Origin of the sequence: Mesorhizobium sp. M8A.F.Ca.ET.202.01.1.1 (genome assembly GCF_004791595.1) — a bacterium.
Lineage (GTDB): Bacteria > Pseudomonadota > Alphaproteobacteria > Rhizobiales > Rhizobiaceae > Mesorhizobium.
In genome coordinates, this window is sequence record NZ_SRUN01000003.1 from 174577 (window position 1) to 197084 (window position 22508).

Annotated in this window: 21 protein-coding genes and 1 tRNA gene; 4 read left to right on the forward strand and 18 right to left on the reverse strand. The window is 63.5% G+C overall.

What is annotated here, in order from left to right:
* Nucleotides 1-11 precede the first annotated feature (11 nt).
* The 12 genes from EN845_RS08825 to EN845_RS08885 form a co-directional block, all read right to left on the reverse strand.
* Entirely contained in the window at nt 12-1640 is a 1629-nt protein-coding gene (locus EN845_RS08825) for a GMC family oxidoreductase N-terminal domain-containing protein (RefSeq protein WP_127869917.1), read from the reverse strand.
* A gap of 12 nt (nt 1641-1652) precedes the next feature.
* Nucleotides 1653-2414, reverse strand: a complete 762-nt coding sequence (locus EN845_RS08830; RefSeq protein WP_127279214.1) for a 3-ketoacyl-ACP reductase — start codon at nt 2412-2414, stop codon at nt 1653-1655.
* Nucleotides 2415-2625: 211 nt separating this feature from the next.
* A complete protein-coding gene (locus EN845_RS08840; protein ID WP_127279213.1) occupies nt 2626-4140 on the reverse strand; it encodes a GMC family oxidoreductase in 1515 nt (504 codons plus the stop codon).
* 106 nt (nt 4141-4246) lie between these two features.
* Nucleotides 4247-5362, reverse strand: a complete 1116-nt coding sequence (locus EN845_RS08845) for an ABC transporter ATP-binding protein (protein WP_127869916.1) — start codon at nt 5360-5362, stop codon at nt 4247-4249.
* Nucleotides 5363-5366: 4 nt separating this feature from the next.
* Nucleotides 5367-6311, reverse strand: a complete 945-nt coding sequence (locus EN845_RS08850) for a carbohydrate ABC transporter permease (RefSeq protein WP_127869915.1) — start codon at nt 6309-6311, stop codon at nt 5367-5369.
* The gene (locus tag EN845_RS08855; protein WP_127869914.1) at nt 6308-7264 is read right to left on the reverse strand and encodes a sugar ABC transporter permease; all 957 of its coding nucleotides are present in this window, start codon (nt 7262-7264) and stop codon (nt 6308-6310) included. Before EN845_RS08855 ends, EN845_RS08850 begins: the two co-directional genes overlap by 4 nt.
* Nucleotides 7265-7354: 90 nt before the next feature.
* The gene (locus EN845_RS08860) at nt 7355-8608 is read right to left on the reverse strand and encodes an ABC transporter substrate-binding protein (protein WP_127869913.1); all 1254 of its coding nucleotides are present in this window, start codon (nt 8606-8608) and stop codon (nt 7355-7357) included.
* Nucleotides 8609-8666: 58 nt separating this feature from the next.
* Nucleotides 8667-10178 (reverse strand): aldehyde dehydrogenase family protein, encoded by a 1512-nt coding sequence (locus EN845_RS08865; protein WP_127279784.1) that lies wholly within the window; start codon nt 10176-10178, stop codon nt 8667-8669.
* A 17-nt stretch (nt 10179-10195) separates the two neighbouring features.
* Nucleotides 10196-10972 (reverse strand): enoyl-CoA hydratase/isomerase family protein, encoded by a 777-nt coding sequence (locus EN845_RS08870; RefSeq protein ID WP_127869912.1) that lies wholly within the window; start codon nt 10970-10972, stop codon nt 10196-10198.
* On the reverse strand, nt 10965-12566 hold the full coding sequence (locus EN845_RS08875; protein ID WP_127279786.1) for an acyl CoA:acetate/3-ketoacid CoA transferase: 1602 nt from the start codon (nt 12564-12566) through the stop codon (nt 10965-10967). Before EN845_RS08875 ends, EN845_RS08870 begins: the two co-directional genes overlap by 8 nt.
* Nucleotides 12563-13579 (reverse strand): Gfo/Idh/MocA family oxidoreductase, encoded by a 1017-nt coding sequence (locus EN845_RS08880; RefSeq protein ID WP_127279787.1) that lies wholly within the window; start codon nt 13577-13579, stop codon nt 12563-12565. The genes EN845_RS08875 and EN845_RS08880 overlap by 4 nt, the downstream gene beginning before the upstream one ends.
* On the reverse strand, nt 13576-14634 hold the full coding sequence (locus EN845_RS08885) for a LacI family DNA-binding transcriptional regulator (RefSeq protein ID WP_127869911.1): 1059 nt from the start codon (nt 14632-14634) through the stop codon (nt 13576-13578). The genes EN845_RS08880 and EN845_RS08885 overlap by 4 nt, the downstream gene beginning before the upstream one ends.
* A gap of 241 nt (nt 14635-14875) precedes the next feature.
* Between EN845_RS08885 and EN845_RS08890 the strand changes: the two genes are divergently transcribed.
* Nucleotides 14876-16030: a dihydrodipicolinate synthase family protein gene (locus EN845_RS08890; RefSeq protein ID WP_127280118.1), complete on the forward strand. Its 1155-nt coding sequence runs from the start codon at nt 14876-14878 to the stop codon at nt 16028-16030.
* A gap of 199 nt (nt 16031-16229) precedes the next feature.
* Here EN845_RS08890 and EN845_RS08895 read toward each other — a convergent pair.
* Nucleotides 16230-16304, reverse strand: a tRNA-Val gene (locus EN845_RS08895).
* A gap of 114 nt (nt 16305-16418) precedes the next feature.
* Complete coding sequence (locus tag EN845_RS08900) at nt 16419-16781, reverse strand: response regulator (protein WP_010911372.1); 363 nt, start codon at nt 16779-16781, stop codon at nt 16419-16421.
* A 161-nt stretch (nt 16782-16942) separates the two neighbouring features.
* On the opposite strand from EN845_RS08900, the gene EN845_RS08905 reads away from it, so the two are divergent.
* Together EN845_RS08905 and hisN are read left to right on the forward strand one after the other, a co-directional pair.
* Nucleotides 16943-17884 carry an N-formylglutamate amidohydrolase gene (locus tag EN845_RS08905; RefSeq protein ID WP_127869910.1) on the forward strand — a complete coding sequence of 314 codons (942 nt, stop codon included), beginning with the start codon at nt 16943-16945 and terminating at the stop codon, nt 17882-17884.
* 369 nt (nt 17885-18253) lie between these two features.
* The gene (gene hisN / locus EN845_RS08910; RefSeq protein WP_127869909.1) at nt 18254-19027 is read left to right on the forward strand and encodes a histidinol-phosphatase; all 774 of its coding nucleotides are present in this window, start codon (nt 18254-18256) and stop codon (nt 19025-19027) included.
* A gap of 12 nt (nt 19028-19039) precedes the next feature.
* Here the strand turns inward: hisN and EN845_RS08915 are convergent, their stop codons facing one another.
* The 4 genes from EN845_RS08915 to EN845_RS08925 form a co-directional block, all read right to left on the reverse strand.
* Nucleotides 19040-19870, reverse strand: coding sequence for an AraC family transcriptional regulator (locus tag EN845_RS08915; RefSeq protein WP_127278506.1), 831 nt, complete (start codon nt 19868-19870; stop codon nt 19040-19042).
* Nucleotides 19871-19973: 103 nt separating this feature from the next.
* Entirely contained in the window at nt 19974-20204 is a 231-nt protein-coding gene (locus EN845_RS08920; protein WP_127278507.1) for a DUF1127 domain-containing protein, read from the reverse strand.
* A 3-nt stretch (nt 20205-20207) separates the two neighbouring features.
* A complete protein-coding gene (locus tag EN845_RS35420; protein ID WP_167531297.1) occupies nt 20208-20363 on the reverse strand; it encodes a hypothetical protein in 156 nt (51 codons plus the stop codon).
* A gap of 165 nt (nt 20364-20528) precedes the next feature.
* Nucleotides 20529-21506, reverse strand: a complete 978-nt coding sequence (locus EN845_RS08925) for an alpha/beta hydrolase (RefSeq protein WP_127278508.1) — start codon at nt 21504-21506, stop codon at nt 20529-20531.
* Between the two features lie 479 nt (nt 21507-21985).
* Here EN845_RS08925 and EN845_RS08930 point away from each other — a divergent pair, with 479 nt between their 5' ends.
* Nucleotides 21986-22453: an Hsp20 family protein gene (locus EN845_RS08930; RefSeq protein WP_027142918.1), complete on the forward strand. Its 468-nt coding sequence runs from the start codon at nt 21986-21988 to the stop codon at nt 22451-22453.
* Nucleotides 22454-22508: the final 55 nt, after the last annotated feature.

Here is a 22508-nt window from a genome sequence, read left to right on the forward strand (position 1 = left end):
TTTACCACTCCCTAAGCAGCGTGATTGCCGGAAAACACCGCCGGCGCCAGCGGCTCGCGGCCAAGGATCAGATCAGCACCCTTTTCGCCAACCATGATGGTCGGCGCATTGGTGTTGGAAGAAGGCACACGCGGCATCACCGATGCGTCGCAGACACGCAAGCCGTCGATGCCGCGCAGCCTGAGATCCGGCGTCACCACCGCCATCTCGTCATGGCCCATGCGGCAGGTGCCGACCGGATGGTGGTCGGTCTTGGACGTGCGGCAGGCATAGTCGATCAGTTCATCGTCGCCGGCGAGCGATGGGCCGGGCAGCACCTCGCGCAGCACGTATGGGGCCAGCGCCTCCTGCCGCATGATTTCGCGGGCCAGCCGCAGTCCCTTGAGCGACATGGCGCGGTCATAGGGATCGGACCAGTAGTTGGGGTCGATCAGCGGATGGTCGGCGGGGTTGGCGCTTTTCAGCCGCACCGTGCCGCGCGAGCGCGGGCGCAGGAAGGCCGAGTTCAAGGTGACGCCCGGGTTGTTCAATTTCTCGACGCCGGCCTCGATGCCGGATCCCAAACCCAGGTGGAACTGGATGTCGGGCGAGGCGGCGGTCGGGTCGGCGTACCAGAAGCCGCCGGTCTCGAACAGGCTGGAAGCCACCGGACCCTTCTTCAACAGCAGATATTGCAGGCCGGCCCAGGCCGTGCGGTGCAGCTTGGCGTAATTGTCATAGGTGTGATCGCCGGTGCATTCGGCGATGACGAACAGGTCGAGATGGTCCTGCATGTTGGAGCCGACGCCGGGCAGATCGTGCACCGGCGTCACGCCGACCGATTTCAGATGGTCGGCCGGGCCGATGCCCGACTGCATCAACAGCTTCGGCGAGCCGATGGCGCCGGACGAGACGATCACCTCGCGGTCGGCGCGCAGGATTTTTGTCTCACCCCCCGGCTTATCTACAACCTCGACGCCAACAGCGCGGGCTTTCTCGACGACGATGCGGGTGACCAACACGTCGGTCCTGACGGTGAGATTCTTGCGGGCGCGAATCGGCTTCAAGTAAGCGACCGAGGCGGAAGAGCGCCGGGCATCCTTCTGGGTCAGCTGGTAATAGCCGACGCCTGCTTGGGCAGCGCCGTTGAAATCCGGGTTGAAAGGGATACCCATCTCCTGGCCGGCGCGGAAATAGGCCTCGCAGATCGGCAGCGGCGAAATCGGGTTCGACACGCCGAGCGGGCCCTGGTCGCCGTGGAAATCGTTGGCGAAACGCTGGTTGTTCTCGGCGCGCTTGAAATAGGGCAGCACGTCGCGGTAGCCCCAGCCGGCCAGCCCTTCCTCCTTCTCCCAGGCGTCGTAATCGCGGGCATTGCCGCGCGTGTAGATCTGCGCATTGATGGAGGAGCCGCCGCCGACCACCTTGGCCTGCGTGTACCAGAAGACGCGATCCTTCATGTGCTTCTGCGGCACGGTCGACCAGCCCCAGGAGGCAATGCCCTTGGTCATCTTGGCGAAACCCGCCGGCATGTGGATATAGGGGTGCCAGTCCTTGCCGCCGGCTTCGAGCAGCAGCACGGAATTGGAGGGATCCTCGCTCAGCCGGTTGGCCAGAACGCAGCCGGCCGGACCGGCGCCCACGATGATATAGTCGGTCATTGTCTCATCCGTTCACAGCCGCGGCACCGAGAGCGCGCCGTCGACATTAATGATCGAGCCGGTCGAAAAGCCCAGTCTGCTGGCAGCGAGCGCCGCCACCATGGCGCCGATGTCGGAGGCTTCGCCCCAGCGTTTCGCCGGCACCAATCCACCTTCGATCAGCGCGTCATATTTGGCGGTCACGCCCGCCGTCATGTCGGTGCGGATGATGCCCGGCCGCAGCTCGAACACGCCGATGTTTTCCGAGGCGAGCCTGAGCGCGAGGTTCTTCACCCACATGGAAAGCCCTGCCTTCGACATGCAATATTCGGAGCGTTCTGGAGAGGCCATCTCGGCGCTGACCGATGTGATGGTGATGATCGATTTCGCATGATCGCCGGGCTGGCGGAGCATCGCCTTGGCGACGGCTTGGCTGAGGAAGACGGTGCCTCGCAGGTTGATGCCGAGCGCGCGGTCGAAATTGTCGGGTTTGAGATCCAGCAGGTCGCCACGCACGACGGCGCCGATGCCGGCATTGTTGACCAGGCAGTCGATGCGGCCGAAGGCACGCATGGCGATATCGACGAGGTCGGCGTGGCTTTCGAGATTGGCGATGTCGCATCTGATATAGGCGAATTTTGCAGCCCGCGCGGTGATATTGGCGGCGAGATTGGCCGGCGCTTGGTCGGCTAGGTCTGCGACAAGAATATCGAAGCCTGCGTCGGCGAGCGCCTCGGCACAGGCCAATCCAATGCCGCGTGCACCGCCGGTGACTATGGCGGCAGGGCGCGTCATGGGGCGCTAGCCTTGCGAATGCTAGCGCTGCCCCTCATCGCCCTGCCGGGCACTTCTCCCCGTATAGTGACGGGGAGAAGGACGCTGTCATCGCCGCTTTCGCCAATCGCCAGCGCTGCAAAAAGGTCGCCGGCGTTGCGGCCAGGTCCCTTCTCCCCGTCCTTCACGGGGAGAAGGTGCCGGCAGGCGGATGAGGGGCGGCGCAAACCGGTCATGCTAGTTCGCTCTTGCGGATATGGTCCGCCACCCGTAGCGCCTGGGCGGCGATCGACAGCGCCGGATTGACCGCCGCCGAGTTCGGCAGAAAACTGGCGTCGACGACGAACAGGTTCTGGTGATCGAAGGCGCGGCAAAAGGGGTCGAGCGGCGATGTCGCCGGGTCGTCGCCCATTTTCACCGTGCCGCACTGGTGCGAGGGCGTACGCTTGTCGAAAGGGCGCGACAGCACGATGGGATAACCGCAGGCGCGAAAATTCGCGCGCATCACCTTGGTCAGCCCATCGAGCGACTGCATGTTGGAGCGCCGCCACTGCATGACGATGTCCTTCCCGTCGACCATGATGCGGCTTTCGGGATCGGGCAGGTCCTCGCACATCAGGTACCAGTCGACGGCATGGCTGGCCATGTAATCGAGCGCGAATTTCGGCACCCGCTTCACATTGGCCCTTAGCATGTTGCCGTCGATCTTGCCGAGAAGCTGGACATTGCCGAGCGGTTTGCCGCCCTTGCCGTCGGACAAATAGTAGTCGTTCAGCATCAGCGTCTTCTGGTAGACGGCATCATTCCTGCGGCGCGGATCGATCGCCAGCATGGCGCTCGAATTGTGGTTCATGAAATTGCGCCCGACCTGGTCGGAGCGGTTGGCCAGGCCCTTGTCGCCCCCCTTGCCATTACCGGGTGAGGGCGAGCGTAGCAGGATGACCGCTGAATTGACCGCGCCGGCCGACAGGATGACCAGTTTCGGCGACAGCTTTTTCAGCTCGCCGTTCTGGCGATAATGTATGGCGGATATGGATTTGCCGTCCGGGGCAGTCTCGAGATATTCGACATAGGCGCCGGTCTCGAGCTTGATGTTCGGATCGGTCAATGCCGCTGCCAGCGGTGCGGTCTGCGCGTCCATCTTTCCCTGGCCCGTGTTTGGGAAGGCGTCCCAGCCGGTCCTGCCCTCCTTCAGCCATGTCTCTATGTCGACGCCGAGTGGCAGGGAGGCCGGATGCAGGCCCAGTCCCTTGAGCTCGGCGCGGGCACGCGCGATCGGCGCCTCGTCGGGCACCGGCTTGAAGGCATAGGGAACCGAATGAAATGGCTCGGTTGGATCCTCGCCCAGCGCGCCGCGCACGCGGAAAAGCTGCTCTGCTTTCGAATACCATGGCTCGAATTCGTCATAGGAAAACGGCCAGGCCGGCGACACGCCGCCAAAGTGCTCCATGTCGGAAAAGTCTTGCTTGCGATAGCGGATCAGCACCGCGCCGAAGAATTTCGAGTTGCCGCCGACATAGTAGTAATTGCCTGGGTTGAAGGCGCCGCCGCCGGCCTCGCGCCACATCTCCTTCGGCCGGTAGTGGCCGTCGACGAAGATCGAGCGCGTGTCGCGCGCATGCGGGGTCGCCGGCAAGGGTTCGCCGCGCTCCAGCATCAGGATGGAGGCGCCGCTGCCGGCCAGACCGGCAGCGATCGTGGCGCCGCCGATGCCGGAACCGATGATGACGATATCGGGGTTTGCCATCACCTAAAGCGCGCCGCGATTGAATTGACACATGCGACGCGCTTCAGGTCCTTTGTTTTGATGCATGTCGTTGCCCCAAAACCGGATCCACTTTTGGCGAGACGCATCAGCGAATACGGTTCTCGGTCGCCGGATCGAAGAACACCGCCTTGGTCAGGTTGAAGGCCAGTGGCGTGCTGGTGCCCGGCTGGATGTTGGCATCGGCGCGCAGCCGTGCCACCACGCCCTTGCCGCCGAGATTGGTGACGGCGAAAGTGTCGGAACCGGCCGGTTCCACCACCTCAATATGGCAATCGGCGGTGGCGATTTGCGAGGCGTTGCGTTCCGCGCCTTCGGGATCGGTAAGCGCCTCCGGGCGGACGCCGAAGATGATCGGCTTGCCCTTGAATGCCGACAATCCGGCCGGCGCGTTGGCCATCGGCAAGGTGATCGGCTGGCGTGCCTCGCGATCGAGCACGACGGCCAGATCGCCGCCATTGCCGCCGATGGTGGCCGGGATCAGATTCATTGCCGGCGACCCCATGAAGTCGGCGACGAAGACATTGCTGGGGTTGTTGTAGATTTCGGCCGGCGTGCCGAATTGCTGCACCTCGCCGTCACGCATGACGGCGATCTTGGTCGCCAGCGTCAACGCCTCGATCTGGTCGTGGGTGACATAGACGATCGTTGTACCCGTGGTGGCATGCAGGCGCTTGATCTCAATGCGCATGTCGACGCGCAGCTTGGCGTCGAGGTTGGACAGCGGCTCGTCGAACAGGAACAGCTTGGGGTCCCGCACCAGCGCCCGGCCCATGGCGACGCGCTGGCGCTGGCCGCCGGAGAGCTGGCTCGGCTTGCGCTGCAGCAGATGGCCGATCTGCAGGATCTTGGCCACCTTGTCGATCGCCTTCTGCCGCTCGTCGGCCGGCACGCCGCGCATTTCCATGCCGAAGGAGATGTTCCCGGCGACCGTCATGTTGGGGTAGAGCGCATAGCTCTGGAACACCATGGCGATATCGCGCTTGGACGGATGAAGATCGGTGATGGTGCGGCCGTCGACGCGGATATCGCCAGAGGTGATCGTCTCCAGTCCGGCAATGGTGTTGAGTAAGGTTGACTTGCCACAGCCGGAAGGACCGACCAGCACCAGGAAGCCGCCTTTTTCCAGCTCGAGGTTAATCCCTTTCAGGATCTCGACCTGGCCGAAACGCTTCCTCAGACCATCAATTTCCAGAAAAGCCATTGGGTTATCCTTTGACCGCGCCCGCCATCAGGCCACGCACGAAATAGCGGCCGGCGAGCACATAGACGAGAAGGGTGGGGAGTGCGGCGATCATCGCCGCCGCCATGTTGACGTTGTATTCGACGACGCCGGTCGAGGTGTTGACGACGTTGTTGAGCGCCACCGTCATCGGCATCGCATCGCCGGTGCCGGCATAGGCGGAGGCGAACAGGAAGTCGTTCCAGATGTTGGTGAATTGGTAGATGACGGTGACGACGAAGATCGGCATCGAGTTCGGCAGCATGATGCGCCGGAAGATCTGGAAGAACGAAGCGCCGTCGACCTGGGCGGCCTTGACCAGTTCGGTCGGGAACGCCTCGTAATAGTTCCGGAAGAACAGCGTGGTGAAGCCGATGCCGTAGACGACGTGGACGAAGACCAGATTGACCGTCGAATTGCCGAGGCCGAAGCTGGTGCCGATCGAGTTTTGCAGCGTCACGCCGAAGCGGCCGACGCTGCCCAGGATCGTCGCCATCGGCAACAGAACGGACTGGAACGGAATGAAGCAGGCAAACAGCATCAGCCCGAACACCAGCGTCGCCCCGCGAAAACGCCATTTGGTCAGCACGTAGCCATTGAGCGCACCGAGCATGGTCGAGATCAGCACGGCGGGAACCACCATCTTGATGGAGTTCCAGAAATAGCCCTTGATGCCGGCGCAGGTGAGGCCGACGCAGGTCTCGCCCCAGGCCTTCAGCCAGGGATCGAAGGTCGGCGCCTTGGGCAGCGAAAGCATGTTGCCGTTCTGGATCTCGTCCATGGTCTTGAACGAGGTCACCAGCATGACGAACAGCGGCATCAGATAGAACAGGGCGAACAGCGCCAGAAGTCCGTAGATGACGATGCGGTTGACGAGTTTGACGTTCATGCCGCCGCTGGCCTGGCGGGCGGGAGTGGTCACGGCGCTCATCGCGGCTTCTCCCTCAATTCCGAATAGAGATAGGGCACGATGATGGCGACGATGGTCATCAGCATGATCACGGCGCTTGCCGAACCGACGGCCATTTCGTTGCGCTTGAAGGTGTATTCATACATGAAATTGGATGGCAGCCATGCCGAGCCGCCGGGACCGCCGCTGGTCAGCGCCACGACCAGATCGTAGGATTTGATGGCAAGGTGCGCGAGCACGATGAAGGCCGACAGGAAGATCGGCCGCAGCAGCGGAATGACGATGCGGCGATAGAGCTGGAAGGTGGTGGCGCCGTCGATCTGCGCCGCCTTCATGATCTCGCCGTCAATGCCGCGCAGGCCGGCCAGGAACATCGCCATGATGAAGCCGGAGGCCTGCCAGACGCCGGCGATGACCACCGTGTAGATGACGAAATCCTTGTTCTTGATCCAGTCGAAATGGAAGCTCGTCCAGCCCCATTGGTGCAGCGTCTGCTCGAGGCCGAGGCCAGGGTCGAGGAACCATTTCCAGGCGACGCCGGTGACGATGAATGAGAGCGCCATCGGGTAGAGGTAGATGGGACGCAAGACGCCTTCGCCGCGGATCTTCTGGTCGAGCAGGATGGCCAGGAACAGGCCGAGCGCCAGACAGATCAAGATGTAGAGAAAGCCGAAAATGCCCATATTGGTGATCGATGTGTACCAGCTCGACGGCGGATCGGTGTCGAAGGTCCAGTTCCACAGCCGCTGGTAGGCGCGCGCGCCGGTTATGGCGTAGGACGGAAAGGTCTTGGAGTTGGTGAAGGACAGGTAGATCGTCCACAGGATGAAGCCGTAGACGAAGACGACGGTGATGGCGAAGCTCGGCGCCAGCACGATCTTGGGCAAGGCGTCCTGCAGGCGCCCGCGCACCGAGGTGCGCGGGCGGGCATGCTCCGGCGTCAGCTTGATCTGGGTTGTCGCAACTGTGCTCATGGGGTTCCTCCCGTCGGCGTCCGGCCGACCGGCCTCACGGACCGGAAGCCTTCCCCGCCGGAGCGGGGAAGGTGTTTTTGTGCGTAATGCTTACTTGGCGTCGTCGATTGCCTTGACCAGTTCGGTCACGGCCTCGTCCGAGGTCTTGATCTGACCGTGGACGAATTTGGAGACGACGTCCTTGTAGGCATTGGCGACAGCCGGAGGCGCGCCATAACCCTGGGCTAGCGAGCCGAACAGCGTGCCACCTTCATTGGCCTTCTTCAGATCGGCGATACCCTTCTTGCCGCAAGCGTCGAAGTCGGTGTCAGGCACGTCGGTGCGGGCCGGAACCGAACCCTTGACGACGTTGAAGGCCGACTGGAAGCTCTTCGACAACGTGGCTGTGGCCAGAGCGACCTGGGCCGCCTTGCGGTCGTCGGGGACGTTGAACATGCCGAACATGTCGGAGTTGTAGATCACCGAGCCGTCTGTGCCCGGGAAGCGGTAGCAGAGGAAGTCGGTGCCCGGGGTCTTGTTGGCGGCGTGGAACTCGCCCTTGGCCCAGTCGCCCATGACCTGCACCAGCGCATCGCCCTTGATGACCATGGCGGTGGCGAGGTTCCAGTCGCGGCCCGAGAAGTTCGGGTCGACATAGGTGACGAGCTTGGCGAGGTTGTCGAACGACTTCTTCATCGTGTCGGACTTGAGCGAGGCGTCGTCGAGGTCGTTCATCGCCTTCTTGTAGAACTCCGGCCCGCCGGTCGACAGCACGACGGAATCGAACATGGTGGCTTCCTGCCAGTTCTGGCCGCCAAGCGCGAGCGGCGTGACGCCGGCCGCCTTGGCCTTGTCGAGCAGGGCGATGAAATCATCGAAGGTCTTCGGCTCGGCGCCGCCGATCTTGTCCATCACCGCCTTGTTGATCCACAGCCAGTTGACCGAGTGGACGTTGACCGGAGCGGCGACCCACTTGCCGTCATAGACGGAGAATTTCTGCAGGGCGGCCGGAACCGATTTGTCCCAGCCTTCCTTCTTCGCCGTCTCGGTGAGGTCGCCCATCACGCCGGCCGCGGCATAGTCGAGCACGGTATAGCCGAGCATCTGCGAGGCGGTCGGATAGTTGCCGGCCGCGACCATCGCCTTCAGCGCGGTCATGGCGGCATCGCCGCCGCCGCCGGCCACCGGCACGTCCTTCCAGGCATAGCCTTCCTTGGCCAGATCCTGCTTGAGCACGTTGAGGGCAGCCGCTTCGCCGCCCGACGTCCACCAATGCAGCATCTGCACTTCCTTGACGTCCTCGGCATGGGCCGCGAAAGCCAGGCCCGAAGCGAGAGCCGTTCCGATAAGCAGTTTGCGCAACATGTACTTCCTCCCTTGTTGCAACTCACGTGACCGGCGGATGCCGCCGGGGTCTCCCAACTCAGCCGACCCACCAACCGGTGCGCTGGCCGCGATGAAACTGGATTGTCTTTTCCTCGGTATAGTCCTCGACGGCGCGCTTGCCGAGTTCGCGGCCCAGGCCCGACTGCTTGTAGCCGCCGAACGGCAGTTCTGGATAACCTTCCATGAACGTGTTCACCCAGACCGTCCCCGAACGCACGCCCCGCGCCACCGACATGCAGGTGTCGATGCTGGCGCTCCACACACCCGCCGACAGACCATAGGGCGTGTTGTTGGCGATGTGCAACGCCTTTTCAATCGTTTCAAAAGTCAGCACCGAGAGCACCGGCCCGAACACTTCCTCGCGGGCGACGGCCATGTTTTCGGTGACGTTGCGTAAGATCGTCGGATCGAGATATTGGCCGGCATTGGAAGGGAGTTGCCCGCCGCCGCTGTAGATGCGGACCCCGTCACTCGCGGCGGCCGCGATGTAATCGGTGACCTTGGCCAGATGGTCGGAGGAAATCATCGCACCGACCTTGGTCCTGATATCGAGTGGATCGCCCACGGCTACCTTTGCGGTCAACGCCTTCACGGCGGCCAGGAAATCGTCGGCGATCGCTTCGTGCACGATCAACCGGCTGCCGGCATTGCAGCATTCGCCGGCATTGAAGAAGCCGCCGAACACCGCTGCATCGGCGGCCGCCTCGAGATCGGCATCGGGGAAGACGATCTGGCCGTTCTTGCCGCCGAGTTCCATCGAAACCTTCTTCAGGGAATTCGCGGCCGCCGCCATGGTCATCTTGCCGACGCGGGTGGAACCGGTGAACGACACCATCTCGACCAGGGGATGGCTGACCATTGGCGCGCCGACATCGGCGCCAAGACCGGCGAGGATGTTGACGACGCCGGCGGGCAGGCCAGCCTCCATCAGGATGTCGCCGAGCACGAAGGTCGAGGCCGACGTCATCTCGCTCGGCTTGACCACGGCCGTACAGCCGGCGGCCAGCGCGAAAGGCAGTTTCTGGCTGACGATGAGGAACGGGAAATTCCACGGCGTGATGATCGAGACGACACCGATCGGCTCGCGCAGCACGACGCCCAGCATGGCGTCGCCGAGATTGGCGTAGCTCTCGCCATGCAGCGTGCGGGCAAGCGAGGCGGCATAGCGCCAGATGTCGACGGCGCCGCCAATCTCGCCGCGCGCCTGGGTAATCGGCTTGCCGGATTCCAGCGCATCGAGGCGGGCGATGTCTTCCAGCCGGGCCTCGATCAGGTCGGCCGCCTTGAGCAGGATCGCGGCGCGCTCGGCCGCCTTCATGCGCGGCCAAGGACCGGTCTCGAACGCCCTGTGCGCGGCCTGCATCGCGGCTTCCACTTCGGCAGCCCCTGCCTGAGCATAGTGTGAAACGGTGAAGCCGTGGCCGGGGCTCTTGCGTTCCAGCATACGGCCGTCGCGGGCATCGACATGCTTGCCGTCGATCAGCAGCTTGTACGCCTTGGGCGCGGCGGAAGCCTCGGCGGGCATGGAAATCTTCAGAGGTGCATTCATGTGATTTCCACTCTGTCCTAGGAACGCGAAAACACGGGCTTCTGCTTGGTCTTGAAGGAGCCGACGCCGGCCTTGAGATCGCCGGTGAGCGCTATGAAACCGCTGGCCAGGGCTTCGGTCGCGGCAGCGCTTTCCTCGCCTTCGCCAACGGCGATCATCAGCTTGGCGGCTTCGGTCGCCAGCGGCCCGCGTTCGGCGATTTTCCCAGCCCAGGCCTTGGCTTCGTCTAACGCCTTGCCGGTTTCGACGACGCGGTCGACGATGGCAAGCACGAGCGCTTCAGCCGCCAGAAAAATCTCGCCACCGACAGCCATGCGACGCACCGTCTGGGCGCCGAAGCGGCGCACCGCGCGTTGCGTGCCGGACCAGCCGGGGACGACACCGATCGAGGTCTCGGGGAAGCCGAGCTTCACCTGGGTTTCGGCGACGCGAAAATCGCAAGCGACAGCCAGTTCCAGCCCGCCGCCGAGAGCATGGCCGGACAGAACGGCGATGGTCGGCTGCCGCAGCCGTGCCAGCCGGTCGAAGACACGGTGGCCGTAGCGCACCCATTGCACCTGGAAATCTGCGGCACTCATGCCGCCCCAGGCCTCGACATCGCCGCCGGCGCAAAATCCCTTGCCTTCGCCGCATATGAGGACGGCGCGGACATCTTCGGCGCTTTCCGCCTCATCGAGAGCCGCCTCCAGCGCGCGCAGCATCGGGATGTCGAGCGCGTTGAATTTTTCGGGCCGGCGCAAGGTGACGATGCCGATCGCGCCATCCCGCTCGAAGGTGACGAGGCGCTCAGCCATGCGCGCCTCCAAGCGAGGCGCCGCCATTGAGTGACAGGCCGATCGGCCGATCCTGGTAGAGCGCGGCCGGCGTCACCTTGAGGTCATTGGCCACGTTGAGCGGGATCTCGGCCTGTGCCAGCACATCGCGCTCGAGGTCGATACCGGGCGCCAGTTCCGTCACCATCAGCCCATCGGGCGTCAGCTTCATCACGCAGCGCTCGGTGACATAGGTGATGTCCTGCCCTTGAGCGACGGCACGCTTGCCCGAGAAGGAGATATGCTCAACCTCATTGACGACTTTCTTGACCTTGCCCTCCGCATCGATGCGAATGCCGCCATCGGCCAGCGAGAGCTTTGCCCCGGCGTTGAAGAAGCCAGAGAAAACAATCTTCTTCGCCCGTGACGTGATGTCGACGAAGCCGCCGGCGCCGGCGGTGACATGCGGCCGCGCCGAAAGTTTCGAGACATTGACCGAGCCGTGGCGGTCGATCTGCAGGAAGGAGAGCAGCGAGGCGTCGAAGCCGCCGGCCTGGAAATAGATGAACTGGTGCGGCGAGGGCATGATCGCCTCGGCATTGGAGGCGCAACCGAACTTGAAGTCGAGCAGCGGCACGCCACCGACGGCACCCTGTTCGATCACCCAGGTGACCTTGCCGTGCTGGCCTTCTTCCAGAAGGATGCGCGGCACGTTGGCCGAGATGCCGAAGCCTATGTTGACGGCCATGCCGTCGCGCAGCTCCATGGCGACGCGGCGCGCGATCACCTTCTGGACGTTCATCTCCGCGTTGCGGAAGGTCGACAGCGGCCGGAAGATCTCACCCGAAATCGCCGGATCGTAAGGCGTCAGCGTCGTCTGTAACTGGTCGGGCGCCACGACGATATGGTCGACCAGCACGCCCGGCACGCGCACATCATGCGGCTTCAGCGTGCCGTTCTCGACGACGCGCTTGACCTGCGCGATGACGATGCCGCCATTGTTGCGGGCGGCGAGCGCCTGTTCCAGCCCACCGAGATAGGCGCCCTCATGCTCGTAGGTCAGGTTGCCGCGCTCGTCCGCCGTGGTGGCGCGGATGATCGAGACTTGCGGCACGATGGCGCGGAAATAGAGCCATTCCTCGCCGTCGAATTGCTGCACCGAGACGATCGGTTCGCCGGCGGCGGCGTTCATGGCGCAGCCCTGGTGGCGCGGGTCGGCGAAAGTGTCGAGGCCGACCTTGGTCAGCACGCCCGGCCGCTTGGCGGCGGCCTCGCGGTGCATGTCGAACAGGATGCCGGACGGCACGTTATAGGCGGCGACGGAATTGTCGCCGATCATCTTCCAGATCTGCGGCGGTTCGGCCGAGGAGGGCCCCGACGGATAGGAGCCGCACAGCGTGCGCTTCAACAGGCCGGGCTTGGCCAGATGATCGATGCCCTTGATGCCATACATGTCGCCGGCGGCGATGGGATGCAGGGTGGTGATGTCCTTCGGATGGCCTTCGCTGTCGAAGCGTTCGCCGATGGCGGCGAGCACGGCGTCCGGACAGCCAAGACCGCTCGACGAGGACACCGAGACGACCATGCCGTCCTTGATCAGGCTGGCTGCCTGCGCCGATGAAACGACCTTGCTCAATTCATGCTCCCGAGTTTCGGGTCGATCTTGACGGCTCTGCCGGAATTGGCCGACTGCAATGCCGCCTCGGCCGCTGTGAGCGACCAGATGCCGTCCTCGCCGGTGGCGGAGGGCTGGTCCTCGCCACGGATCGCGGCATGGAACCGGCCCACCGACCTGGCATAGAGGTTGTCGCGGTCGAAGCTCAATTCTTCCTCGCCACCCGCGGTGCGCAGCGTCACCGTGCCGACCGGTTTCTGCGTCATGACATTGCGGGCGATCAGCGAACCCTGCGAGCCGTGCACCTCGAAACCGGTGTCGGCAAATCTGGTGGTGAAGCCTTCATGCGATTGCGCGATGAGGCCCGACTTGAAGCGCCAGATGCACATGGCGCCGTCTTCCAACCCGCTGCCGGCCATGCCGGCCGATTGCGTGAACGCGGAAACCTCGACCGGATCGTCGCCAAGCACGAAGCGAAGCGTGTCGGCATCGTGCACGGTGATGTCGAGCACCACGCCGCCGCCGGCCTCGGGCCTGGCGATGCGCCAACCCTGCAGGTTCTCGGGCAGGTAGACGGAATGGAAGACCCGCGCGGCAATGGGCTGGCCGATGCGGCCGGCGGCAATCGCCTCGCGCATCGCCCGGTGAGCCCCGGCATTGCGCAGATGGTGATTGGTGCCGAGCACAATGCCCGCGGCCTTGGCCGCGGCGACCATTCTACGCGCGTCGTCGCTGGTCAGCGCCAGCGGCTTCTCGCACAGCACATGCTTTCCTGCCTCGATCGCGGCGAGTGCCTGTTCGAGGTGCAGTTCGTTGGTGGTCGAGATGTAGACGGCGTCGATGTCGGATCCGAGCAAGGCATCGAGGTTTGATACGGCGGCCGGAATGCCATTTTCCCTTGCATAGGCCGCGGCGCGTTCCTCGCTGGAGCTCATTACAGCCGCGATCTCGCCATCGGCTTGCGCGCGAACGGCGTCGATCATGAATTGCCGGGCGATCGTGCTGGCGCCGATCAGCCCCCATTTGATGCTCATCTTGCGGCTCCCGTTGCCGCGGGCCTGTTTCGCGTGCGGCGATCTGGGCCGCAGCTTTCCCTGACCACGAGATTGACGGCGCCGATATGGTCCTCGGCGCGCGTGGTGCGCGACTGGATCATCTTGATCATGACGTGGGCCGCGCGTTCGCCGAGACCGGCGGAGTCCACCGCGACGCTGGTTAGCGCCGGCATGTAATGTTCGGCCTCGACCACATCGTCGAAGCCGACGACGGCGAAATCCGCGCCCGGCTCAAGTCCGCGTTTGCGCAGCGCCAGCATGACACCGAAGGCGACGGCATCGTTGAAGCAGAGCGCCGCCGTTGGCGGCTCGGCCATTGCGAGCGACGTCTCCAGGCAGGCCATGCCGCCCTTGCGGTTGGTCTCGCCCTCGATGATGAGCGCGTCGCGGGGGTCTATGCCAAGCGTTTCGCAGGCTTCGCGAAAGCCGCCCAAGCGCTCATGATAGACGATGAGGTCGGACGAGCCGCCGAAGAAGGCCAGGCGGCGATGCCCCTTGCCGACGAGATGAGCGGTGGCGAGATAGGCGCCACGATGATTATCGGGCGTGATCACCGGGATGCGGCTTTCCGGCAAGCGGCGCATGGCGAAGACGACCGGAACGCCCGCCATCTCCAGCCGCCGGAAGGCACCCGGCGTGGTGCCGCGCGCCGGCGAGACGATGAGGCCGGCGACGCCTTGCTCCATCAGCGATTTCAACACTTCTTCCTGGCGCACCGGGTTCTCCGCCGTGTTGGCGATGAACGGCACGATGCCGGCCGACTGGAAGACGCGCTCCATGCCCACTGCCAGTTCAGCGAAGAACGGATTGGTGAGATCGTTGATGACCATGCCGATGACGTTGGAATGGGCCTTGCGCAGATTGGCGGCGCCGCGATTGTAGACATAGCCGACATCCTCGATCGCCTTGCGAACCTTGACCGCGGTCTCGGGGCGGATCAGCCCGCTGCCCTGGAGCACGAGCGACACCGTCGATTTGGACACGCCTGCCTCGCGGGCGATGTCGAAGATCGTCGCCTTGGCGCGGCTGGCCATCCAGATGTCTCCTCCCGGTTTTCTCAATCGAATTTATTGGAACGTTCTAATCCCTGCTCCGTGGATGAGTCAATCGGGATTTTTTCTCGATCCAGCGAGGCGATCATACGTGGTCCAACGATATACCATTCAAGGCTTCATGTGTTGCAACGCAGCATTGGTCGGCGGCCGCTTTCGAATCTTAAAGGTTCTTGATTTATTGGAACGTTCCATTTAGTAAATGCCGAAAACGGAGAGATCGATGGACATTGCCTTGCCCGGCGCGGGTGGCCGCAGCACACGCTACGCGCTTGTCGGACAGCCGGTCCAGCCGGTGATCGGCGCACGGTTCCCGCGCATCGCCTATGCCGCCGCGCATGTCGTCGCCGATCCCCTGGAAATGACCGATCCATGGTCGCGGCCGGTTGTCGACTGGGATAGGACGATGGCGTTTCGCCATCATCTTTGGCGGCTCGGCTTCCGCATCGCCGAGGCGATGGACACGTCGCAGCGCGGCATGGGTTTCGATTGGCGGAGCGCGAGGGAATTGATCCGCCGATCAATCGCGGAGGCGAGGACCGTCGCTGACGCCGACCTCGCCTCGGGCGCCGGAACCGACCATCTGGCGCCGGCGTCGGCCAGGACACTGGATGATGTGATCGCCGCCTATGAGGAGCAGTTCGCTTTCATCGAAGGGCAAGGCGGCAAGGCGATCATGATGGCCAGCCGCGCGCTGGCCGCCGTCGCCAAGGGCCCGGACGACTATGCGCGTGTCTACGACCGCATCCTGTCTCAGGCCTCCGGCAAGGTCATCCTGCACTGGCTGGGCGACATGTTCGACCCGGCGTTGAAAGGCTATTGGGGCAGCGGGAATTTCGAGGCCGCGCTCGACACCGTCGTCGCCATCATCGAACGCCACGCCGGAAAAGTGGAAGGGATAAAAATTTCGCTGCTCGACGCCGGCAAGGAGGTGGCGCTTAGGAACCGGCTGCCGGACGGCGTCGTCATGTTCACCGGCGACGACTTCAACTATCCCGAACTGATCGCCGGAGACGGCAAGCGCCACTCGCACGCGCTGCTCGGCATTTTCGACGCGATCGCGCCGGTTGCCAATGCGGCGCTGGCGAAGCTGGCTGACGGCGACCGTGCCGGCTACGACGCGCTGATGGCGCCGACCGTGCCGCTGTCGCGAAAAATCTTCGAGGCGCCGACCGAATATTACAAGGCCGGCATTGTCTTCATGGCTTGGCTGAACGGCCACCAGGACCATTTCGCGATGGTCGGTGGCATGCAGTCGGCGCGCGGCATCCGCCATTATGCCGAAGTCTTCCGCCTTGCCGATCAGGCTGGATTGCTGGCCGACCCGGAGATGGCGGTTGCCAGGATGAAGAGCCTCTGCGCCGTCGCGGGCGTCTGAGTGGCACACAGGTTGGCCGCGGCCGCCAACTCGAGTGTTGTGGCTTGCCCCTTCGCAAAACTCGCTGACAGGCCTGGGAATAGCCTGACCCGACACCGCAATGATTCGATGAGGGAATAGGGCAGTGGGGGAATCAGGGCACGCAGCGGCGGCCAGGCCTTACGCCCTATCTCTTCGACTCAGCTGGTTTGGATCTGGATGGTGGGCGTGACAGGGATTGAACCTGTGACCCCTGCAATGTCAATGCAGTGCTCTCCCGCTGAGCTACACGCCCATCCGAAGCCGCGCATACACCATTTTTGGTCAGGCGCGTCAATAGCAGGAAAAGAGGAAAAACACGTCGTCTCGCCGCGGCTGTGGACTGACCCGGCGGCTTGCGGAAGGCGGCTCAGGCCGCGTGCAGCATCTTCTCGACCTCGTTGACGAGGTCGCGCAGGTGGAAGGGCTTGGACAGCACCTTGGCGTCTTTCGGCGCCTTGGAATCCGGGTTCAGCGCGACGGCGGCGAAACCGGTGATGAACATGACCTTGAGGTCGGGGTCGATCTCGGTGGCGCGGCGCGCCAATTCGATGCCGTCCATCTCCGGCATGACGATGTCGGTCAGAAGCAGCGAGAATGGTTCTTCGCGCAGCCGCTCATAGGCGCTGGCGCCGTTGTCGAAATCGCTGACCTGATAACCGGCGCGCTCCAGCGCCTTGACGAGGAACCGACGCATATCGTCGTCGTCTTCCGCCAGAAGAATGCGTGCCATGTTGTCCCGTCCGAATCACCCGCCGAGACTGCCGAGGGGCAGGCCCGTTAACCATCCTGTATATGAGGAGGTGAGAGTAAACATCAAGTGAACACCGACGCGCTTGCCCCACATTTGCCAAGCGGCACGACGGCTGAAATGCTGGACATGCGGCCAGCAAGGTGGCAGTTTCATGCCATGATGCACTGGTGTTTTCGGGTTCGTTCAAATTGAAGACGGCAGCCGAGGATTTTTCGGTCTTTCCACCCTTCGAAATCCGGTCGGGCGCCGAGCAGCGCGTCCCCTTCCTCTTCAATTCACCGCATAGCGGCCGCTACTATCCTGAACGCTTCCTTGCCATGGCAAGGCTCGATCGCAACGCCATCCGCCGCTCGGAGGATTGCTATGTCGACGAGCTGTTCGGCGGCGCCGTGGCGCTGGGTGCGCCGATGTTGGCGGCAAATTTTCCGCGTGCCTATCTCGATGTCAACCGCGAGCCATGGGAACTCGACCCGCGCATGTTCGCCGAGCCGGTGCCGTCCTTCTGCAACATCCGCTCCGCGCGCGTGGCCGGCGGGCTCGGCACCGTGCCGAAGCTGGTGGGCGAGGGGCTCGACATCTATGCGGGCCGCTTGCCGCTCGCCGAGGCGGTTGCCCGCATCGAAGCCGTCTACAAGCCTTATCACGAAACGCTGAAGCGGCTTTTGACCCGGACCCACGCCCGTTTCGGCTTTGCCGTGCTGATCGACTGCCATTCGATGCCGGCGAGCATCCGTGTCGGCGACAACGGGCTGCGGCCGGATTTCATCATCGGCGACCGTTTCGGCATCTCGGCCACCGCGGCCCTGACCGAAACCGCGATCGGCCTATTGACCGCGATGGGCTATACCGTTGCTCACAACAAGCCTTATGCCGGCGGTTTCATCACGGAACATTACGGCCGCCCGGCGCGTCATCTGCATGCGCTGCAGATCGAGGTCAATCGCGGGCTCTACATGAATGAGCGGACATTCGAGAAAGCCGCCGGCTTCGACGCGCTGGCCGACGATCTGACGCGATTTTCGGCCGACCTGATGGCGATGCCGGATCACCATTTCATCGACCTGCCGCTGGCCGCGGAGTGAAGATCACGCCTTGTTCCATGCGTGCGACTGCCCGAAGATCCCTCGTGTGGTTTTGGGCGGTACGCTTCGGGAGCGGCTGAAAAAAAGACCGCATCGTTTGCACGATACGGTCGAAGTCTAGGGAGGAAACGCCCAAGGAGGGCATGGACAGGAAACCCTATCCGAGAATGAGGGTATTGTGCAGCGCACAAATGTCAAGCGACGTTCAGGCTTTTTTAATTCAGAGTGATGTGGAAATTGCGTTTCGTTGACAGAAACGTGACATTTCAGCAACAGGTGTCGCTGCCGGAAAATTCTCGAACACCCTTGTTTTGGCACGAAAGTGACGGCAAACGACTGTCTGGGCATGCTGCAACGCGGGAGAATCAGTTGGACATCAGCGTCGATTTCATGCGCCGTATCGCGCAAGCGGCAGCGGCTGAGACCTTGCCGCGCTTTCGCGCCCAAGGCGCGGTCGCCAACAAGGAAAAGGGCAGTTTCGATCCGGTCACCGAGGCCGACCGCGAGGCCGAGCGCGCCATCCGGGCGCTGATATCGGCCGAGTATCCCGATCACGGTATCCTGGGCGAAGAGCACGGCAGCGAGAACATCTCCAGCCGGCATGTCTGGGTTATCGATCCGATCGACGGCACGCGCGCCTTCATCTCCGGCCTGCCGGTGTGGGGGACGCTGGTCGGGTTGACGGTCGACGGCGACGCGGTTGCCGGCATGATGGCGCAGCCCTTCACCGGCGAGCTGTTCTACGCCAATGGATCCGGCTCGCATTACGAGGGACCGGGCGGTCCGCGAAAACTGTCGACCCGCAAGACGACAAAACTCGATGAGGCGACGCTGTTCACCACCACGCCGGCATTGTTCAAGGGCGAAGCGCGCACGCGCTATGACGCGTTCGAGAAACAGGTCCAACTCGCCCGCTACGGCGCCGACTGCTATGCCTTCGCCATGATCGCCTCGGGCAGCGTCGACATCGTCACGGATCCCGGCCTGAAGCCTTACGACATCGTCGCGCTCATCCCGATCATCGAGAAGGCCGGCGGTGTCGTCACCACCTTCGACGGCGGGCCGGCGGAGAATGGCGGTGATGTGCTGGCGGCGGCGACACCGGAGCTTCATGCCGCCGCCATGGCTGCCCTGCGCGGCTGACATCGCCTGCGGTCAGCGCGACCGTATCGAACGCTGGAATTCCGCCGGCGTACGCCCGTAGACCTGCTTGAACGCGGCACTGAAATGGCTGTGGCTGGAGAAGCCGAGATCCATGCCCAGCGTGGTCAGATTGTCGTAACGGCCAAGCAGGTCAAGCGCACGCGCCAGCCGCAGGCGCAGATGATAGCGGTAGAGCGGCATGGCTTCGACCTGCTGGAACACCTGCGTCAGGTAGACCGGCGAAACGCCGACCTCGACGGCAATCCCGGCCAGCGTCCAGCGCCGTGACAGGTCCGACGACAGCACGAGCTTGGCGCGGTCGACCAGTTTCTGCCGGCCAGGGCTGGCGCCCGCGACATGCGAGGTGCGCTCGCCAAGCGAGCGCCGTACCAGTGTCAGGGCGAGCGTCTCGGCCTCCAGCGTTTCGGCGACCTTGCGGCTCAGGCTGTGGCGCAGCAGCGCCACCAGCGCCTGCGCGCGCGGGTCGATGCGCCGGCGCTGACGACGAAACGCCAGCGTGCCGCCGGAGCGAAGCTGATCCTTCGGCGCCAGCTCCCGCAATTGACCGTCCTCGATGACGAGGTCGAGGCAGGCGTCGCCGCCCTCGATGGGATGGCTGACCTGATAAGGCTCGGCTTCATTGAAGAACAGCAGTTGATTGGCTTCCGCCACCGCGTCGTTGCGGCCGACATGGCGCACGAAGACACCGCGATAGGGAAACACCAGATGCGTGGCCGCGGTGCATTCCTCATCGCTCCTGTGCCGGCACTCGCCGCCGCAGACGACGTCCCTGACCCTGACGGTGCCGGTGTCGAGAAGCGGCTGCACCGTGAATTGCGACATGTCCGTTGCGCTCTTTCCTCGCGCCGGAAACGAGTCCGGAATTGCGGAGACCACTTTACGCAGACGGACTGCCCAGTCCTGTCAGGAGACTTTCGACAGGCGCTTAGCGGCGCCTGAATTCCGCATAGGCCTGGCCACGCGAAAGACCGATGTCCTTGAGCTGTTCGTCGCTCATTTCGAGCAAGGCAAGGCGGCTCCTTCGTTTCTCCATCTGGCGGCCGAACCATCTTGCCGCCGCAATACAGTGGGCACGCAATGACTGCTTGGTGGTCGCTGCGCGGACTGCCGGCGCCCGGCCGGCAAGGCCGTGTACGGTTGTGTGGTCGGGGCGCATCGCTCAATCCTCGCCCGTGCCGGCCGCCGAGGCGCCGGCTTCGTTCAGCGCCTGCGCGCATTCCTCGCAGCAGACCTCGACGGTCTTGCCGCCGACCTTCACGCGGATCGGGTTGGCGTCCAGTTGGCAATCGCAGGCAGCGCAGGTTTTCTCGGTCATGATCTCATCTCCATAGCTTTCAATTCCACGCATGCAGATGAGCATTCCGGAGCTGCCGCGGACTGTCAGAATCTTTAGCAGTTTGCCTACTGGGGACCTGGCCTGTGCGCTCCTCCTGACAACGGGGTGTCAGCTAGGCTATCTCGAAGAGACCTAAGGCACTGGTCAGGCCGTCGGATCGTCCGAGCCGGGGACGAAGGCGTCGAAGGCGGCGAGGAATTGTTCGCGGTAGAGGTCGACTTCCTGCAGGATCTCGTGCTTGGCGCCGTCGATCATCAACAGCGAACCGAGCCTCAGGCTTCTGGCGTATTTTTCCACCGCCTTGGTCGAGACGACCTGGTCGGCGCCGGCGGCGATGATCAGCAGAGGCACTTGGATGCGGGCCATGAAGTCGGGGTCGCTGATGGCTTCAGAGGCCTTCGCCGCCGCCTGCAGCCAGCGGATCGTCGGCCCGCCAAGCGCCAGTTGCGGATATTCTTCATAGATGCGCGTGTTGCGGCGATAGCGCTGTGGATCCGACGTCACCTTGTTGACTTCGAAGGGTAGGGTGTGTCTCGGCCGTGGACCCCACGCGGCATAGAGCCTGCCGAGCCCCAGGGCGCAGAAAAGCGAACAGACCCGGCGCACCGTCCGTATCGAGACCGGCAGGTCGGGCAATGTCAGGAATGGCGCGATCAGCACCATGCGCCGCACGCGGTTGACCATCGACGGCGCGGCAAGCAGCGTGATCACAGCGCCGGCGGAATGGGCAAGGATGTAGTAGGGTCCGCGGCAGTCCGGCAGCACGATCTCCTCGAAGAACTGCTCCAAGTCGGCCGTATAGTCGCGGAACGACCTGACATAGCCGCGCTGACGATCGCGGATCAACCGGTCGGAATCGCCCTGGCCGCGCCAGTCGAGGGTGGCGACACCGAAGCCGCGCGCGGCAAGGTCGCGGATGGTCTCGAAATATTTCTCGATGCACTCGTTGCGGCCGCCAAGCAGCACAACGGTGCCGCGCATTGGACGCGCCACCGCTGCGAACAGGCCGTAACGTATCTTCTTGCCGTCGCGCGTGGTGAAAAAGCCGCCTGTGGCGTTTTCCGGTCGCGGATTGCCTTCAACTTCGTGAAAAAGAGGGGCGTCGTGGAAAAGATCCGTCATTCGGCGCTTTGTGCTCGGCGTCTTTGCGCGCCAGCCTGTCGCGGCTGGCCTCGTCAAGGTGATAGACGCCAATACGTCAAAAGCAAAGCAAATCCGGCTTGTGGAGGACCGCAACGGGGAAGGCCGGAAGCGGCTTTGAGCGCGCTTCCGGCCCCTGTCGATCCGGGAGGAAGGGACGTTAACACCCGGTTCGGCCTCGTTGCGGCACCTCTGGAAAACCGGCGCCGCCAATCCTTGATCTTGAGAGCCACTTTAGCGGCGGCTGTCTGAACGGGCGCCGAAGCGCCGGTTCATCTGCCGTTCATCAAAGGCTGGCCGCCTCATTCTTTTCCGGTCAAACGAAACTTGAAATGCTTTCAAGCGCTCCCCAGATGTGGATTGCGGCCGCCAATGTCGGGGCCGCTGGTCCTCCCGAAACGCCGCTCACGGGTTTCGCACCGGCCATACGCAAACCATGTTGCTCAACAGGAGAACACCTCATGCGTCACGTTGATTTTTCCCCGCTTTATCGTTCGACCGTCGGCTTCGACCGTCTCTTCACGATGCTTGATTCGCTCGCCCAGCCCGATGGCGCGCAGACCTATCCGCCCTACAACATCGAGCGCACTGGTGAGGATTCCTACCGCATCTCGATGGCGGTTGCCGGCTTCTCGGATGACGAGATCTCGATCGAAGCCCACCGCAACGTGCTGACCGTAAAGGGTGAGCGCAAGGACGAGGGCACCGGCGAAGGCTCCGAGCTGCTCTATCGCGGCATTGCCTCCAGGGCCTTCGAGCGCCGCTTCCAGCTTGCCGATCACGTTGAAGTCGTCGGCGCCGCGCTGAAGAACGGCCTGCTCTTCGTCGACCTCAAGCGCAACATTCCCGAAGAGCTGAAGCCGCGCAAGATCGCGATCACCTCGGCTCCGGCCAAGGCCAAGCAGATCGAGGCCAAGACCGCTGCCTAAAGTCTAAAGTCTCCTCCCGAGACGGAAAGCGGCGCCGAAAGGCGCCGCTTTTTTG